This is a genomic window from Cobetia sp. 1CM21F, assembly GCF_023161745.1.
In the GTDB taxonomy this organism is placed as follows: Bacteria; Pseudomonadota; Gammaproteobacteria; order Pseudomonadales; family Halomonadaceae; genus Cobetia; species Cobetia amphilecti.
In genome coordinates, this window is record NZ_JALNTQ010000002.1 from 948,059 (window position 1) to 965,224 (window position 17,166).

A 17,166-nucleotide genomic window follows, 5' to 3' on the forward strand; every position below is an offset into this window, starting at 1 on the left:
CTTGCCTCGCTCTGCCCCATCAGCAGGCCCTGAAACCTGCAATGCAGCGTTGCACTTTTCTCCTGACACTCTCTCCCCTGCCCTCGCCCCCACCCTTGCCCGCAGACACAAAAAAACGCGACCCGCCGAAGCGGGTCGCGTTGATTGGCCAGGCCACCTTGCGGTGTCTCGACCTCAGCCTTGCGGGGCTTTGCTCAGAGCTTGCCTTCCAGCTCCGGCAGTACCTCGAACAGATCCCCGACCAGGCCGTAATCCGCGACCTGGAAGATCGGCGCTTCGTCGTCCTTGTTGATCGCAACGATGACCTTGGAGTCCTTCATGCCCGCCAGGTGCTGGATCGCCCCGGAGATGCCGACGGCGATGTAGAGATCCGGCGCGACGATCTTGCCGGTCTGGCCGACCTGCATGTCGTTGGGCACGAAGCCGGCGTCGACGGCAGCGCGAGAGGCACCGATGGCGGCGCCCAGCTTGTCGGCGATGCCGTTGAGCAGCGCGAAGTTCTCACCGTTGCCCATGCCGCGGCCACCGGAGATCACCACCTTGGCGGAGCCAAGCTCGGGGCGCTCGCTTTCGGCCAGGGTTTCCTCGACGAAGCTCGAGACGCCTGCATCCTCGACCACGTCCACGGCCTCGATGGCCGCCTGTCCGTCGAGTGCGACCGGATCGAAGCCGGTGGCACGCACGGTGATGACCTTGAGCACATCGTCACTCTTGACGGTGGCGATGGCGTTGCCGGCGTAGATCGGGCGCTGGAAGGTATCGGCGCTCTCGACGGCGATGATCTCGGAGATCTGCGCCACGTCCTTCAGTGCCGCGACACGCGGCATGAAGTTCTTGGCGGTGGTGGAGGCACTGGACAGCACGTGGCTGTAGTCATCGGCCAACGCCACGACCAGTGCCGACAGGTTCTCGGCCAGCTGATGGGCGTAGACGGCATTGTCGGCGACACGCACGCGCGCGATACCGGCAAGCCTGGCGGCCTGCTCGGCGACGGCGCCTACGCCCTCACCGGCGACCAGCACATCGATATCGCCACCGATGCCGGTTGCGGCTGCCACGACACTCGCGGTGCTGCTGGTCAGCTGGCCATCATGATGATCGGCAATGACGAGAATGCTCATGAGATCACCTTTGCTTCGTTCTTGAGTTTGTCCACCAGCTCATCGACGGAGCCGACCTTGATGCCGCCCTGACGCTCGGCCGGCGGCGTGACCTTGACCAGCGACACCTTGGAGGCCGTGGAGACACCCAGTTCTTCCGGCGTCTTGACGTCCAGCGGCTTCTTCTTGGCCTTCATGATGTCCGGCAGCTTGGCGTAGCGCGGCTCGTTGAGGCGCAGGTCAGTGGTGACCACCGCCGGCAGGTTCAGCTTGACGGTCTGCAGGCCGCCATCGATCTCGCGGGTGACGTTGACGCTCTCGCCATCGACCATCACCTCGGAGGCGAAGGTGCCCTGCCCCATGCCGGTGAGTGCCGCCAGCATCTGGCCTGTCTGGTTGTTGTCGGCATCGATGGACTGCTTGCCGAGAATCACCAGGCCGGGCTGTTCTTCCTCGACCACCTTGGCCAGCAGCTTGGCCACGGCCAGCGAGTCGACGGCGTCATCGGTCATCACCTGCACGGCGCGATCGGCACCCAGCGCCAGCGCGGTACGCAGCTGTTCCTGGGCGGCCTTCGGGCCGATGGTGACGGCCACGACTTCGGTCGCCACGCCCTTTTCCTTCAGGCGCACCGCTTCTTCCACGGCGATCTCGCAGAAGGGGTTCATGGCCATCTTGACGTTGGTCAGATCGACGTCAGACTGGTCAGCCTTGACGCGAATCTTGACGTTGTAATCGATGACGCGTTTCACCGCGACGAGTACTTTCATGGTGTCCTCGCTGATTTCTCATGGAGTACCAGTGACCGTGAGGCCGCCAGCGCTCGATTCATGCAAGCGTTTGATAGGTGAATATCTTCCACAGATGACCGTGATGACAAGTGTCTCGCCACGATATCCGCTGGCACCCGACGGATGAAGTCAGCCAGACCGGCGTGGTTTTCACTGTCCGGGCGCCGCCATTCTCATGCGGGCATCTTGCGCAGAATTGGTTGCCGGGGTCAAACCTGACAATCACTCTCAACACGCCCGAGCGTGAAACCCATCGGGCGATTTCCTGCAACGCCCCCGGTGGCTATTACGTCAGACCCAAGCATAATAAACAAACGGTCGTTTTAAATGCTACTGTTGCGGCATGCTATGCGGCTGCTTCGCGCCAGCGCCTTGTGTCGAACGGCCGATCGTCCGTGCAGGACATGGCGTACCAGCGTGAGTCGCACCCCTATTTTCACTCCGACGAGTCGTGCCCTGACGCACGCCACGTCGGAGGTTCACTGCCCAGCGAACGACCGTGGTCGTTCGTGACACGCCCGCCCCGCCGGATCCGCGGGGCCCTGACGGCGCAAAGATTGAGGAGACGGGTCATGGAACGCGAATTCATGGATTTCGACGTGGTCATCGTCGGTGCCGGCCCTTCCGGCCTGGCGGCGGCCTGCCGACTGATGCAGCAGGCCAACGCGGCCGAGAAGGAGCTGACGGTCTGCGTGGTCGAGAAAGGTTCTGAAGTCGGCGCGCACATCCTGTCCGGCGCCGTGCTCGAACCGCGTGCACTGACCGAGCTGTTCCCCGACTGGGCCGAGCGCGGCGCACCGCTCAAGACGGCCGTCACCCGTGACGAGGTCGTACTGCTCAAGGATGACCAGAAAGCGCAGGTCATCCCCAATGCACTGGTCCCCAGGACCATGCACAACGACGGCAACTACATCATCAGCGCCGGCAACCTGACGCGCTGGCTGGGCGAGCAGGCCGAGGAGCTGGGCGTCGAGATCTTCCCGGGCTTCGCCGCCCAGGAAGTGCTGCATGGTGAAGATGGCACGGTGCGCGGCATCGTGGTCGGTGACATGGGCGTGGCCGCCGATGGCAGCGAAAAGGATGGCCACATGCCGGGCATGGAGCTGCGCGGCAAGTACACCCTGTTCGCCGAGGGCTGCCGTGGCCATCTGGGCAAGCAGCTGATCTCGCGCTTCTCGCTCGACAGCGAAGCGGACGCCCAGCACTACGGCATCGGCTTGAAGGAGCTGTGGGATGTGCCCGCCGAACAGCACCAGCCGGGACTGGTAGTGCACGGCAGCGGCTGGCCGCTCAAGGGCAACGCCGAAGGCGGCTTCTTCCTCTATCACACCGATGACCAGCAGGTGGTGGTGGGTCTGATCGTCGATCTCGCCTACGACAACCCGTACCTGTCACCCTTCGATGAATTCCAGCGCATGAAGCAGCACCCGACCCTGGCCCGCCATCTCGAGGGCGGCAAGCGGGTCTCCTACGGTGCGCGCGCCATCGCCAAGGGCGGCCTCAACTGCCTGCCCAAGATGAGCTTCCCGGGCGGTCTGCTGATCGGCTGTGACGCCGGCACCCTCAACTTCGCCAAGATCAAGGGTCTGCACACCGCGATGAAGTCCGGCATGCTGGCGGCAGAAAGCGTGTTCGACGCCATCAAGGGCGGCGACGAAGGCGGCGAAGACCTGGTCGACTTCGGCAAGCGCTTCAAGGACAGCTGGGCCTATGAGGAGCTGGACGCCTCACGCAGCTTCGGCCCGGCCATGCACAAGTACGGCACCTTCCTCGGCGGCGCCTATAACTTCCTCGACCAGCTGACGGGCGGCCGCCTGCCGACCCTGCATGACACCACGCCGGACTACGCGCGCATGCGCCCGGCGGCTGAGTGCACCAAGATCGAGTACCCCAAGCCGGACGGCAAGCTGTCCTTCGACAAGCTGTCCTCGGTGTTCCTCTCCAACACCAATCACGAGGAAGACCAGCCGTGCCACCTGCGCCTGTCCGACCCGGAACTGCCGGTGCGTGACAACCTGCCGCGCTACGCCGAGCCCGCCCAGCGCTACTGCCCGGCCGGTGTCTACGAGATCGTCGAGGAGGCCGGTGAGCCGCAGTTCCAGATCAACTTCCAGAACTGCGTGCACTGCAAGACCTGTGACATCAAGGACCCGGCGCAGAACATCACCTGGGTCGCGCCGGAAGGCGGCGGTGGCCCCAACTACCCCAACATGTAAGCCCCTGCTGCCCGCCAGCTGACAACGCCGCCACGGCCCTGCCGTGGCGGCGTTGTCGTGTCTGACCCTCCTCATTCCTCAGCGCCGCAGGCTCGGAAGCCTTGCGCCCCGTGGGCGCTTCTTGTGTTATTCCAAAACAATCTCAAAGCGATTGTTGATATAACAGCCTCCCGGTAGCACATTAGCCTCCCTCGAATTCAGACTCACGCCATCGCTTCGGAGCCACCATGTCCGTCACACGCCAGATACTGCTCGCCCTGGGGCTGGGCATTCTCAGCGGCCTTGCCCTGAACGCCGGGGCAGGCGCTCTGCCCGAGGGCAGCGTCGCCTGGCTCGACAGCCACCTGCTGACACCGGTGGGCCAGATCTTCCTGCGCCTGCTGCAATTCGTGGTGGTGCCGATGGTGTTCGGCGCCCTGATCATGAGCCTGACCAACCGCGAAGGCGGCGCCGACGTCGGTCGCCATGCCGGCCGCCTGCTGGGCAGTTACGTGGTCACCAGCGCCGTGGCACTGACGCTTGGCATGCTGGTCGCGCATTGGCTGACGCCGGGCAGCGGCGCCGAGAGCCTGGTGGATTCGGCACCTGAAGGTCGCAACGCCGACAGCATCGCCCAGTGGCTGGTGGGCCTGGTGCCCAACAACCCCTTCACCGCGCTGGGTGGCGGCGGCCTGCTGCAGGTCATCTTCGCGGCCGCCCTGATCGGGCTGGCGATGCGCGCCCTGCCAAAGGAAAGCGCACCGCTGCATCGCGTGATCGAGAGCGGTTACACCGTCAGCCTCAAGGTGCTGTCCTTCGTGCTCAAGCTGGCGCCGGTGGGGGTCTTCGCGCTGATCACCTCGGTGATCGCCACCCAGGGGCTGGACCTGCTGATGCGCCTGGGCATGTACGTGATCGGCCTGATCATCGCGCTAGCGCTGATGGCACTGCTCTATCTGGTGCTGCTGGCCGTCACCGGTGCCCGCCCGCTGGCCTTCGTGCGCCACTTCGGCCAGAGCCTGGGCTTCGCCTTCGGTACCGCAAGTTCCGGCGCGACCCTGCCGCTGGCGCTGGGCAATGCCCGCGACTACGGCATGAATGAATCCCTGGCCAGCTTCGCGCTGCCCTTCGGCACGGCGCTCAAGCGTGACGGCGCCGCCGTGCTGCAGGGCTTCAATGCGCTGTTCGTGGCCCAGCTGTTCGGCATCGATGTCACCACCTCGCTGGTGATCACCGTGTTCACCACCGGCCTGCTGGTCAGCTTCTCGACGGCTGGCGTGCCGGGTGCGGGGCTGGTCGCGATGACTACCGTGCTGGGCGCGGCAGGGCTGCCGCTGGAAGGCGTGGCGGTGGTCGCCGGGGTGGACCGCTTCACCGATGGCCTGCGCACCGCCCTCAACGTGATGGGCAACTGCGCCAACGCCGCCCTGCTGGAACGCTTCGATTCGCGCAAGCCCGCCGCGGAGCCCAAGACACAAGCGTAAGCACGCACGCAAAGAGTCAGGCAAAGCGCCCCACAAATGACAACGCCCGCCAGAGGTTTCTCTGGCGGGCGTTGTCATTTGTGAAGCCGTCATCGCACTGGCGCGTGCGGCTACTTCTCGCTGGCCTCACCGGTGGCGACCGGACGCGCGGGATCACTGATCCAGTCACTCCAGGAGCCGGCATACAGGCGTGGCAACGGCAGCCCCGCGATCGCGAAGGCCAGGATGTTCTGGCAGGCGCTGATGCCGGAACCGCAATAGGCGATCACCTCGCCCTGCGCCGGCAGCAGGCTGCGCAGCTCACGCATCAGGCTCATGCGGTCCTTGAAGCGGCCATTGGCTTCCAGATTGCTGGGGGTCGGCCGGCAGAATGCGCCGGGGATATGGCCTGCCACCGGATCGACCGGCTCCTGCTCACCGCGAAAACGCGCCTCGCCGCGGGCATCCAGCAAGCTGTCATCCGTGGCGGCCACCTCCTGGGCGCTGACCAGCAGGCTGTCATCAAAGCTCGGCTGCCAGTCGCTGGGTGTAGGGCTCACCGGTTGGGCAGGCGCACGCTTGAGCTCGCCCATGGCCTGATTCCAGGCCTGGATGCCGCCATCCAGTAAGCGCACATCCGGATGCCCGGCCCAGGTCAGCATCCACCACAGCCGCGCCGCCGCCATCTGTCCACCCAAGTCGTCATAGACCACCACCTGCTGCTCGGGCGTGATGCCGAGGCGGCGGAACAGCTCGGCCGTCGCCTGATGTGACGGCAGCGGATGCCGCCCGCCCACGCCGTCCTCGCGCACGGCGGCCGACAGATCGCGGTCCATATCGACATGGATGGCACCCGGCAGGTGGCCTTCACGCCACAGACGCTCGCCGGCTTCCCCATCGTCGAGACGCGCACGGCAATCCAGCACCACGGGCGACTTGAGGCCCGCCATCGCCAGCTGGGTCACCAGCTGGCTGGCATCGATCAGGGGCGCCTGGCGCTGGTCCGGCACCAGCAGCGATGAGGCGGAGACGGAGGCTGCCGCCAATGCGGCAGGATCAGGATACTGAGCCATGGGAACTCCTTTTCAGGCAGACGAAGATGCGCTGCAGGCATGATGGTGCTCGGCGCAAGGCTTGGCAATCGCGCTGCCTTGTCGCCCGAGTCTCAAGTCCATTCTCACAAGGGTCACAAGGGTCACAAGGGTCACAAGGCTGTCAGCGGGGCACGCGTGGCGATCAGGCGGCGCTTGTTGCCATCGGCGAAGCGCACCTCGATCAGCGGATTGGCCTCATTGCCGGAGACCTCTTCGATCACCCCCTCCCCGAAGCTCTCGTGACGCAAGCGCTGACCGACTTCCCAATCACCGACGCGTCGCATCACCGCCGGCTCGCCGCGTGGAGAGCGATTGCCCTGTCGAGCGCCGCGAGCATAGGTGCCGCCCGAGCTGGACTGGCCTTGCGCAGTCGACTTGCTGGCCGGCTTGCCCGAGGACTTGGCGACCTTCTTCGGCAGCGCTTCCAGCGTCGGCGGCGTGATGCCGTGACGCGCCAGTGGCAGCCGCGCCAGATAGGCCTCGCCAAGTGCCGGCGCCGCCACACGCAGGCGCTCGTCGCTTCCGTCCGCTGACTCACGGGCGCCCTCATCACCTTCCTCGGCCTGCAGACGGGCGAGCTTGGCGCGCTTGCCGGCACCGTGAATCCAGTCGCCGAGGCGGGTGCAGTCCTCCACGCACAGCTCCGCGAGGAAGCGGCTTGGCGTATGCGTGCCGCCGTCACGCCACAGGTGCAGCTGCTCGCGGGCACGCGTCACGCCGACGTAGCACAGACGACGCTCCTCCTCGAGGCGCTCCGGCGACAGCGGGTTGTCACGCGAGTAGGCCGGGAAGTCTTCCTCGTTCATGCCCCACAGCCCCACCAGCGGCCACTCCAGCCCCTTGGCCCCGTGCACCGTGGTGATCAGCACGCCGTCGGCGGCGTCCTCGACCGGATTGCGCAGCAGATTGATGAAGGCGTCAGGGTCATTGGCCAGCTCCCCTGCCTGCTCGATCAGTACATCCAGCAGGCGCACATCCTCCTCGCCCTTGTCACGCCGGGCCGCGGCGCGGCGCAGCACCTTGTCGGCCTCCAGCTCATCGACCACATGGCGCAGCAGCCGCGCAGGCGCCCAATCGCCCAGCGAGGGCAGATCGCACAACAGCTTCCAGCGCTTGTGCAGGTTGCGGCGTTGCAGCGGCTTGAGCCCCTCGAGAATAGGGTCTTCCTTGCGTGGCCAGCGCTGGCTGTCGGCCAGTTGCTGACACAGGCGCTCGAGGCGCTCGCGCGCGACGAAGGCGGTGGGCTGGGTGAACAGCAGCAGCAGGTGCGCCGGGTCGCGCAGACGCGTGGCATCACGCGCCAGCTCCAGATAGCCCGCCAGCGCCTGCACCAGCGGCAGGCGGAACACGAAGCGATCCCCCTGCCCCAGCCGGAAGGGTATGCCGGCCTTGAGCAACTGCAACTGCACCGGTACCGACAGCGCCCAGCTGCGCACCAGCACGGCGGCCTCGGCGCCACTGCGACCCGACTCTCGCCAGGCCGTGAGCGCCGCGACCAGACTGGCGGCGCCCTGGCCTTCGAACAAGCGTGTCGCCGGCGTGCCGGGCGCGGCCAGACACAGCTGGTCCGGGCGGCGCGCATTGGCGGCGATGGCGTGATTGGCCGCCAGCGCCAGACGATGGCCGTGGCGGAAGGTGTAGCTGAGCGGGAAATCCAGCGGCGCGGCAAAGCTCTCGGCAAAGCGCGTCAGCATGTAGTCAGGCCGCGCGCCACGCCACTCGTAGATACACTGGTTGGCATCGCCCACGGCCATGACTTCTGCCAAGGCGCCGGAGGCTGCGGGCGACGCTTCGCCGGGCGACGCTTGGCCGACCGACGACTCGCCGCCGGACGGTGCACCCGCCAGCAGCGCCAGCATGCGCTGCTGCGCCTCATTGATGTCCTGATACTCATCGATGATGACGTGCTGCAGATGCCCCTGGATGCGCGCGCGGGTCTCGGGCTCCTTCTCCAGCTGACGCAGTGGCCGGTAGAGCAGATCGGCATAGGTCATCTGGCCGTACTGCTCGAGCAGCTGCTCCAGCTGAGCGAAGGACTCGACAAAGTGGCCGGTGTGCTCGCCGAGATTCATGCGCTCATACAGCAGCGTCGGCTCGCACATCTCGGCCTTGACCAGATCACAGAACTGGGCGAGCGCTTCGAGACGCTCGCCCTCGAGCGCTGCCTCACGATCGGCGCGATCGGCATCGCCCAGCGCACGCTGGGCGGCCTGCTTGAGCAGACGCTCCAACGCCCAGTCCTGCTGGATGAGTTCGCGCGGCTCGAGGCTGCCCCAGCGCACCAGGGTGGTAGTCAGGCGATGGCCGATGGAGTGGAAGGTGCGAATGTCGGGTAGCCGTGTGCCCGGCGGGGCCGACTGCGCCAGCTTGGCGACGAAGTCCTCGCGCGCCGAACGGTTGAACATCAGCACCAGAATCCGCTGAGCCGCAATGCCTTCCGCCAGCAGGCTCAGCACCCGCGCCACCAGCGTGGTGGTCTTGCCGGAGCCCGCCACCGCCGCTACCCGCGCATGCCTCCCACGATGCGCCACCACGGCGCGCTGCTGATCCGTCAGCCGTTGCGTCAGCTGATCGACGGCCAGCGCCAGTGGCGATGCTGCAACATCTGGCTCGGAGGTTGCGGGGCTGTCGGGCTCGATGGGAGGAAGTGGTGACGACATGAAGACCTGCAATGGCTGACGGCGAGAGAAAAGGAGCGAAGCAGAACGCGAGGGGCATACGGAATAGAGAGCAGAAGGCGGCAGGCTCAAAAAGGCTCAGACAGGTTCAGACCTCGACCTCATCGGCCGCCAGCTGTCCCAGAATCTGGAAGCGCCCGCCGCTCATGAAGCCAAGTGTCAGGCTGCCGTCTTCCTGCTCATGCGTCTCGGCGCTCTCAAGCAGCCGATAGTAGAGATTGCGGTGCAGGCGCGCGGCAAGGCCGAAGCGCACCGGCACTTCCGGTAGCCACAGGCCGTCCGGCGTCTCGCTCAGCGTCAGGCAGGTCTCCCCTTCCAGTCGCACGACATCGCCCTGATCGGTGACCAGCTGCCAGACGTCCGGCTGGGGCTCGGATTGCCCGGACTCTGTCTGTCTGGGCTCTGTCTGTCCGGGCTCGGCCTCTCCAAGCTCAGCCGGCGCAGAATCACTCTCGACGCAGGAGCAGTCCACCGCCAGGAAGGGGCGGTCCTCGACCTGGATGGTGACCTTTTCCGCCGGCGTGACCAGGCAGTAGCTGCCATCGGGCTCGCGGCGCAGGACACGCGACAGCATGTGCACCAGTCGCGCACGGCCGATGGGCGTGCCCTCGTGCATCCAGCGCCCGTCGGCGCAGATGACGAGGTCCATCTCGCCACAATGCGCCGGGTGCCATTGATCCACCGGCGGCAATGCCTTGCCGCTGGTGGCCTTGTCGCCCAGCTGGGTGAGGATGGCGGCTGGATTCATGACGTTCCCTCCCTGGTGGTCAGATCATGCGGGGTACCACGCTCAATCGATGAGCATACCGCTGCTGGCCAGCGCTTCGCGAACGTTGTCCGGCGCTTCCGGCGCAGCGGCGCGGAACAGACGATAGAAGTTGGCGGTGGTCTGCATCGCCAGCTCATCGACGGTGATGCCGCGCTCGGTGGCGATGCATTCGGCGACCTCGACCACATTGCCCGGCACATTGGAGGTGCCACGGTACGGCACCGGCGCCAGATAGGGGCTGTCGGTCTCGATCAGCAGGCGGTCCAGCGGGATGGCGCGCGCCAGCTCGCGGACGTGTTCGGCGTTACGGAAGGTGACGATACCGGAGATGGAGACCATGAAGCCGTGGCCCACCGCGACGCGCGCCATGTCGAGATCTTCGGTGAAGCAGTGCAGCACGCCACCGACAGCGGGGTCCGTGTGCTGCTTGATCAGCGCCAGGGTGTCTTCGCGCGCCTCACGGGTGTGGATGATCACCGGCAGCTCGAGCTCACGCGCGGCGATCAGATGGCGCGTGAAGCGCTCGTACTGCAGCTCGCGGCTGACGCTCTCGTAGTGATAGTCGAGGCCGGTCTCGCCGATGGCCACCGCGCCGAAGCGCTCGGCGCACTTCTTGATGTCCTCGACCGTGGGTTCCGGGTCGACCTGATGCAGCGGATGCACACCGGCGGAAATCACCACATCCTCATGCTGCTGGGCGATGGCCGAGATCTCGGGCACATCGTCGAGCGTGACGGCAATGGCGAGAAACTGGTGCACGTGACGGGCGCGCGCGGCGTCCAGCACGGCCTCGAGGCTGCCGCCGTGCTCTTCCAGTTTCAGACGATCAAGGTGGCAATGCGAATCGACAAACATCCGGAAACTCTCACTACTGATGGCCACGCGCTGCGCGGCGAAAAACGTGCTCGACCGGCGGGCGCCCATGGCACTGCCGGTCGAGATGATGAAGCGACGCTGCGCTCGCGCTACAGCGTATAGGTCGCGTGACCCTTGCCGAGCATGCCGGCCAGGTGGTTCTCGATATGGTCACGCACCTGGCGGTCCTCTTCACTGAAGTGGATGCCGATCCCGGCAGTGCGCCGGCCACTGACGCCCTGCGGAGAAATCCATACCACGCGCCCGGTGACCGGAATACGCTCGGATTCCTCAGGCAGGGTCAGCAGCAGATAGACCTCCTGGCCCATGGTGTAGCGCTCGGTGGTCGGCACGAAGATGCCGCCGCGCACGAGGGTCGACATGTAGGCGGCCAACAGGGTCTTCTGATCACGAATGGTCAGCGAGAGCGCCTTCTGGCCTTGCTGTGGAGCGGTATCCATCCTTCACCTCCGGCCGGTCTCCCGGCACATGCAGTCCCGTGACGAGCGTCAGCACTCACATGAGGGCTCACGCTGCGTATCAATGCGTATTCTTCGGCCATTGCCTGCTGTCATCTGACGCAAGGCGAGCAAGCGGCCTGGCTGGCTTCAGTCTAGCCTGCCCGCCTTGCCTCGCGCAGCCTCGTGGCTTTCCACGCGGACCTTCACGCCAGAAAAGCCAGCTGCGCATTCAGGAGCGCAGCAAGGCGGCCCAACGCACCAGCCAGGCTTCCAGCACCAGCTGAGGGTTGGGGTTGCCGCCCGCGGCCAGCAGACGACGCTGCTCGCGGGCGAAGTCCAGCAGCTTGAACCAGTCCTGGGTGCGCCCGTTCTTGACCGCCTGTCTCAGCAGCGGCTCAAGACTGGGGTCACGCAGGTCGCTGGCGTTGCCGGACAGGCCCATGCGAATCAGGTCTTCCAGCCAGGCAATACCGTACCACAGCACCTGCGCCAGCGGTTGGCGCTCCAGTCGCCACGCTTCAGCCACCGGCTCGCCGCCGCGCACCAGCGCATCGAACAGCTCGCGCAAGGCCTGACGCAGCTGACGCTGCTCCGCCTCGCCAAGACGCACCGCCAGCTGCGGCAGTCCGCCCGCCATGCGCAGCAGGGCCTGAGCATCCTCGCCCAGCTGCTGCGTGAGCCACGGCAGGCTCTCTTCGGCCGGCGGAATCACCAGTGGCCATTGCTGACAGCGCGAGCGAATGGTCGGCAGCACCCGTGACGGCATGTCGCTGAGCAGAATGAACAGCGTATTGGCGCCGGGTTCCTCGAGGCTCTTGAGCAAGGCGTTGGCCGAGGCGATGTTCATCGACTCCGCCGGTTGCAGACGGATGACGCGGTAACCACCCTGTTGGGCCGTCTGGGAGACGAAGCGGTTGACCTCACGGATCGGGTCGATGCGGATCATCTTGCCGACATCCTGCGGCGCGACCGCCATCAGATCAGGGTGATGCCCCGCCGCCAGCATATGACAGCCATGACACTCGCCACAGGCCGCCGCGCCGGGCTTGCCCTGGGCGGTGCGACACAGCACGCGGGCGATCATCGCATCGGCCAGCTCATGCTTGCCAAGCCCCGACGGCCCGCTGAGCATCACCGCATGCGGCAGGCGACCGTTGTCGTGCACCGCGGTGAAGTGTTGCCACAGCGAATGCTGCCACGGTAGCGGTGAGAAGCTCGAAAGCGTGACACCACTACTGACGTCTGAAGCACTCATGGCTGCTCATCCGTGGCAGTGTTCGCCTGCCAGGCCGCCACGCGCGCCGCCAGTATCGCCGCGATATCGGCCTGCACGGCCTCGAGCGACTGACCGGCATCGATGGTGGCAAAGCGCTCGGGGTCGGCGTCACGACGCATGTGATAGCCGACACGCACCGCCTCGAAGAACTGCTCGGCTTCCTGCTCGATGCGGTCGGCGCCTTCGCCGGTCTCGGCGCGGCGAGCGGCCAGACGGCCACGTGCCGCCTCGACCGGCATGTCCAGCAGCAGGGTCAGGTCCGGCTGCAAGCCCTTCTGCACCAGGGATTCCAGCGCCGAGATATCGCCCAGCGGCAGGTTGCGGCCACCGCCCTGGTAGGCAAAGGTCGCGTCGGTGAAACGATCGCACACCACCCAGGCACCGCGCGCCAACGCCGGGCGAATGGTCGCGGCCAGATGCTGGGCACGCGCGGCGAACATCAACAGCAGTTCGGCATCATCACTCAGCGACTCGGCCGGCGCCGGGTCCAGCAGCAACTGGCGAATGGCTTCCGCTCGCTCGCTGCCGCCCGGCTCACGCGTGCGCACGACCTCGAGGCCATGCGCCTCGAGCTCGGCGACCACGAAGGCGACATTGGTGCTCTTGCCGACGCCTTCACCGCCTTCCAGCGTGATGAAGCGACCAGCGGGCGAAGCCTGGGTGGCCGCCGCGCTGGCGGCGTGGCGAGAAGACGTCGTGCTTGATGCGCTCGGACGTGAAGACATGATGTTTCCTGATTCAGACAGCAGATGACTCGCGACGAAAGCCCCGTGCAGCATGGCAGACCCTGTTCACCACACGGGTTTCAGCTCATTCGCCACGCATTACCGATTGAGAATATAACGGCGCACGGCATTGTTGTGCTCGCGCAGCGTGCGCGAGAAGTGATGCTTGCCCTCACCCTTGGCGACGAAGTAGTAGGTATCGCCTTCCTTGGGGTGCACCGCCGCTTCCAGCGCGGCGCGCCCGGGCATCGCGATCGGCGTCGGCGGCAGGCCGGTGATCACGTAGGTATTCCATGGCGTCGGCTTGCGCAGGTCGGCGCGCGACAACGAGCCATCGTAGTCCTTGCCCAGGCCATAGATGACGGTCGGGTCGGTCTGCAGGCGCATGCCACGCTCCATGCGACGCTTGAAGACGCCGGCGATCTCGTCGCGCTCTTCCGGGGCGCCGGTCTCGCGCTCGATCAGTGACGCCATGATCAGCGCCTCGTAGGCGCTGGTGATCGGCAGGTCGTCGTCTCGCCCGGCCCAGACTTCCTCCAGCGTCTTGCTCATGCGGCTATAGGCCTGCTTGTAGAGCGAGAGGTCGCTGACGCCCTTGTGATAGCGGTAGGTGTCCGGGAAGAAGCGCCCTTCCGGCTTCTCGCCCTCGGCACCGACGGCCGCCATCAGCTCCTCGTCGCTCATGTCGCGAGTCGTGTGCTCAAGCTTGGGTGAGGCATCCATGGCAGTGCGCATCTGGGCGAAGGTCCAGCCCTCCGGCACGGTCAAGGTATAGCTGACCACATCGTCACTGGACAGCAGCGCCACCAGTTCACGACCGTTCAAGCCCGGCGTGAGACGGAATTCACCGGCGCGCAGGCCATTGACGGCCTCAGGCTCGAGGCGCGACCACACCTTGTACGGCCAGCTCGCCTCGATGATGCCCTGTGACTCGAGCTCGCTCACGACCCTGGTCAGGCTGGCGCCCTTGGGCACCTCGAACAGCTGTTCCTTCTCGATCGCCAACGGTGACAGCAACTGCGCCTGCCAATAACGGAAGCCCACCACACCCGCAGCCACGGCCAGCACTACCAGCATCAGGAGGATCTTGAACACTCGCATAATCAGGTTTCCAGTCTTCATGGCGAAGGCGACGACCGCACAGGCATGCCTGCTGACGCTCGTCGTCTTCCGTCAGTTCGCGGGCTCGCCCAGCAAGCGCGCGACCGTGTGATTCAACTCGTCCAGCGCCGGATGCGCCTCATCCTTCCACTCAGCCAGAATCGCGCCATCGGGCTTGAGCAGGGTGCGCAGCGGCCAGACGCCCTGCACGGAATTCATGACGACGACCTGCTCGGCCCACGCGAGTGACTCAAGCCCCTCACGGACTCGCTCGAACGTCATCTCGGCCTCAAGCGCCGCCAGCAGCGTGCCCTCGACCCCGGCACGATCAAGACACGGCGTGAACCAGCGCCCGTCACGATACCAGGCCAGATTCATGCTGGTGGCCTCGATCAGCTCACCCTGCGCATTGAGCAACAGGCCCTCGCTGATGGCCATGTCGCTCCACTCACGGCGCGCCAGCACGTTCTCGAGCCGGTTGAGGTGCTTGAGCCCTGCCAGTGCCGGTTGCTCGGCCACACACAGCTCGCAGACCCGCGCCGTGATGCCACGCCGCGCCTGTTGATTGACCGCAAAAGGCGTCGCACGTGCCCGCAAGCGCGTCTCCGGTGACTCAGGTGCCCTGTAGCCCCGCCCGCCGGAGCCGCCGGTGACGATCAGCTTGAGCACTTCAAGCCCCTCGCCCTGGCAGACCGCCAGACAGCCCGCCAGCTCAGCTGACGAAGGCGCCGCAATCCCCAGACGCTGACAACCGCGCGTCAGGCGCGCCTCGTGCCAGGACCACAGCTGCGGCTGGCCCTCACGCACCAGAATCGTCTCGAACACGCCCTCGCCATAGGCGAGGCCACGGTCATCACTGGGCAGATCGGCGGCAAGCGCCGCAAGAGAGCGCTTGTCGTCAGCGCTCCTTTCATCAGAGGCCCGGCCATCTGAGCTCTTGTTGCCAGAGGCATCAGTCGTCATCGATACAGCCCTCCAGAGAACGGTTGCGGACACGACACGCAAAGCAGGTGACGCCCCACAGACAAACGCGCCCCCGGATGGGAGCGCGTCTGAGGAGAGAGAACACGAAAGCGTGTGATCAGTCCTTGAGCTTGCCGAACACCAGCGAGCCGTTGGTGCCACCGAAGCCGAACGAGTTGGACAGGGTGTACTCGATCTTCATGTCACGTGCGACGTTCGGCACGTAATCGAGATTGCAGCCCTCGGCCGGGTTGTCCAGGTTGATGGTCGGCGGCGCGATCTGGTCACGCATCGCCAGCACGCAGAACACGGCCTCGACCGCGCCGGCAGCGCCCAGCAGGTGACCGATCATCGACTTGGTGGAGCTGACCGCCACATCACGTGCTGCATCACCCAGCACCGACTCGACGGCGAGGCTTTCCGCCTTGTCGCCGGCATTGGTGGAGGTGCCGTGGGCATTGATGTAGTCGATCTGGCTCGGCTCGAGCTTGGCGTCACGGATGGCGTTGCGCATCGCGGCGGCCGCACCACGGCCGTCTTCGGGCGGCGCCGTCATGTGGTGAGCGTCGTCGGACATGCCGAACCCGAGCACCTCGGCGTAGATGGTCGCGCCACGTGCCTTGGCGTGCTCGTACTCTTCCAGCACGACGACACCGGCGCCGTCGGACAGCACGAAGCCATCGCGGTCGCGGTCCCACGGACGGCTGGCCGCCTGCGGATCATCATTGCGGGTCGACAGCGCACGCGCTGCGGAGAAGCCACCCAGACCCAGCGGCGTGGTCGCCATCTCGGCGCCACCGGCCACCATCACGTCGGCATCGCCATAGGCGATGGTACGTGCGCTGTAACCGATGTTGTGCGTCCCGGTGGTACAGGCGGTGGTGATCGCGATGTTCGGACCACGATAACCGAACTGGATCGCCAGATTGCCGGAGATCATGTTGATGATGGAGCCCGGCACGAAGAACGGCGAGATGCGACGTGCACCGCCCTTCTCCAGCGCCTTGTGGTTGTGCTCGATCATCGGCAGGCCGCCGATACCGGAACCGATGGCGACACCGATGCGCTCGGCGTTGTCTTCGGTGCATTCAATGCCGGAGTCGGTGATGGCCTGGTGGGCCGCCGCGATACCGTATTGGATGAAGAGGTCCATCTTGCGGGCCTCTTTCGGGTTCAGGTACTGACCCACATCGAAGTCCTTGATGGAGCCACCGAAACGGGTATTGAAACCGCTGACATCGAAATGCTCGATGGCCGCGATGCCACTCTTGCCCGCCTTGATGTTGCTCCAGCTTTCCTCGACGGTATTCCCGACCGGGGTTACCAGGCCAAGACCTGTTACCACTACCCTTCTGCGAGGCATCGTGTCTCCTCCAAAACTATCGAATTGGCACGCCAGGGCCATGGACGCCCGGACGGTAATTGAGCGCATTATACAGAAACCTGGCCATGCGTGGGCAGTCGGTTTTCAAGCGCTTTTCTGGCCACTTTCACGAAGGAATTCCGACACTTGCCACAAGGGGACATTTGTCACGAAGCCCACCGCCTACCACCAGGCAATGCGCGCCCTGTCGGCGCGGCATTGCGCAGCACATCCCTGAACGACAAGAGCCGCACTGAGGAACAGTGCGGCTCTTGAACGTACAGACAATTGCATCACGACCATGAGCAACAGGTTGCTCCGTGATCGCTTCA

At 65.6% G+C, this 17,166-nt stretch carries 14 protein-coding genes; 2 read left to right on the forward strand and 12 right to left on the reverse strand.

Annotated elements, in window-relative coordinates; all coding sequences use genetic code 11:
• Positions 1-194: 194 nt before the first annotated feature.
• Positions 195-1,121 (reverse strand): FAD-binding protein, encoded by a 927-nt coding sequence (locus MSG32_RS09725; protein WP_248379287.1) that lies wholly within the window; start codon positions 1,119-1,121, stop codon positions 195-197.
• Positions 1,118-1,870, reverse strand: a complete 753-nt coding sequence (locus MSG32_RS09730) for an electron transfer flavoprotein subunit beta/FixA family protein (protein WP_248379288.1) — start codon at positions 1,868-1,870, stop codon at positions 1,118-1,120. Before MSG32_RS09730 ends, MSG32_RS09725 begins: the two co-directional genes overlap by 4 nt.
• 593 nt (positions 1,871-2,463) lie before the next feature.
• Between MSG32_RS09730 and MSG32_RS09735 the strand changes: the two genes are divergently transcribed.
• Together MSG32_RS09735 and MSG32_RS09740 are read left to right on the forward strand one after the other, a co-directional pair.
• Positions 2,464-4,107: an electron transfer flavoprotein-ubiquinone oxidoreductase gene (locus tag MSG32_RS09735; RefSeq protein ID WP_153635265.1), complete on the forward strand. Its 1,644-nt coding sequence runs from the start codon at positions 2,464-2,466 to the stop codon at positions 4,105-4,107.
• A 227-nt stretch (positions 4,108-4,334) separates the two neighbouring features.
• Positions 4,335-5,570, forward strand: a complete 1,236-nt coding sequence (locus MSG32_RS09740) for a dicarboxylate/amino acid:cation symporter (RefSeq protein WP_248379289.1) — start codon at positions 4,335-4,337, stop codon at positions 5,568-5,570.
• A 110-nt stretch (positions 5,571-5,680) separates the two neighbouring features.
• On the opposite strand, the gene MSG32_RS09745 is transcribed toward MSG32_RS09740, so the two are convergent.
• The 10 genes from MSG32_RS09745 to fabF all read right to left on the reverse strand — a co-directional run bounded on the left by MSG32_RS09745 (position 5,681) and on the right by fabF (position 16,834).
• Positions 5,681-6,622, reverse strand: coding sequence for a sulfurtransferase (locus MSG32_RS09745; protein WP_248379290.1), 942 nt, complete (start codon positions 6,620-6,622; stop codon positions 5,681-5,683).
• Positions 6,623-6,753: 131 nt separating this feature from the next.
• Complete coding sequence (locus MSG32_RS09750) at positions 6,754-9,303, reverse strand: ATP-dependent helicase (protein WP_248379291.1); 2,550 nt, start codon at positions 9,301-9,303, stop codon at positions 6,754-6,756.
• Positions 9,304-9,409: 106 nt separating this feature from the next.
• Complete coding sequence (locus tag MSG32_RS09755) at positions 9,410-10,069, reverse strand: DUF1285 domain-containing protein (RefSeq protein ID WP_248379292.1); 660 nt, start codon at positions 10,067-10,069, stop codon at positions 9,410-9,412.
• 42 nt (positions 10,070-10,111) lie between these two features.
• Positions 10,112-10,945 (reverse strand): TatD family hydrolase, encoded by an 834-nt coding sequence (locus MSG32_RS09760; protein ID WP_225347696.1) that lies wholly within the window; start codon positions 10,943-10,945, stop codon positions 10,112-10,114.
• Between the two features lie 110 nt (positions 10,946-11,055).
• Positions 11,056-11,406 (reverse strand): PilZ domain-containing protein, encoded by a 351-nt coding sequence (locus MSG32_RS09765; RefSeq protein ID WP_043331891.1) that lies wholly within the window; start codon positions 11,404-11,406, stop codon positions 11,056-11,058.
• A gap of 229 nt (positions 11,407-11,635) precedes the next feature.
• Positions 11,636-12,661 (reverse strand): DNA polymerase III subunit delta', encoded by a 1,026-nt coding sequence (locus MSG32_RS09770; RefSeq protein WP_054555003.1) that lies wholly within the window; start codon positions 12,659-12,661, stop codon positions 11,636-11,638.
• Positions 12,658-13,407 carry a dTMP kinase gene (gene tmk / locus MSG32_RS09775; protein WP_248379293.1) on the reverse strand — a complete coding sequence of 250 codons (750 nt, stop codon included), beginning with the start codon at positions 13,405-13,407 and terminating at the stop codon, positions 12,658-12,660. Before tmk ends, MSG32_RS09770 begins: the two co-directional genes overlap by 4 nt.
• A 99-nt stretch (positions 13,408-13,506) precedes the next feature.
• Positions 13,507-14,508, reverse strand: coding sequence for an endolytic transglycosylase MltG (gene mltG / locus MSG32_RS09780; RefSeq protein ID WP_199852376.1), 1,002 nt, complete (start codon positions 14,506-14,508; stop codon positions 13,507-13,509).
• Positions 14,509-14,580: 72 nt separating this feature from the next.
• Entirely contained in the window at positions 14,581-15,471 is an 891-nt protein-coding gene (gene pabC / locus MSG32_RS09785) for an aminodeoxychorismate lyase (RefSeq protein ID WP_248379294.1), read from the reverse strand.
• Positions 15,472-15,589: 118 nt separating this feature from the next.
• A complete protein-coding gene (gene fabF / locus MSG32_RS09790; protein WP_043331892.1) occupies positions 15,590-16,834 on the reverse strand; it encodes a beta-ketoacyl-ACP synthase II in 1,245 nt (414 codons plus the stop codon).
• Positions 16,835-17,166 lie beyond the last annotated feature (332 nt).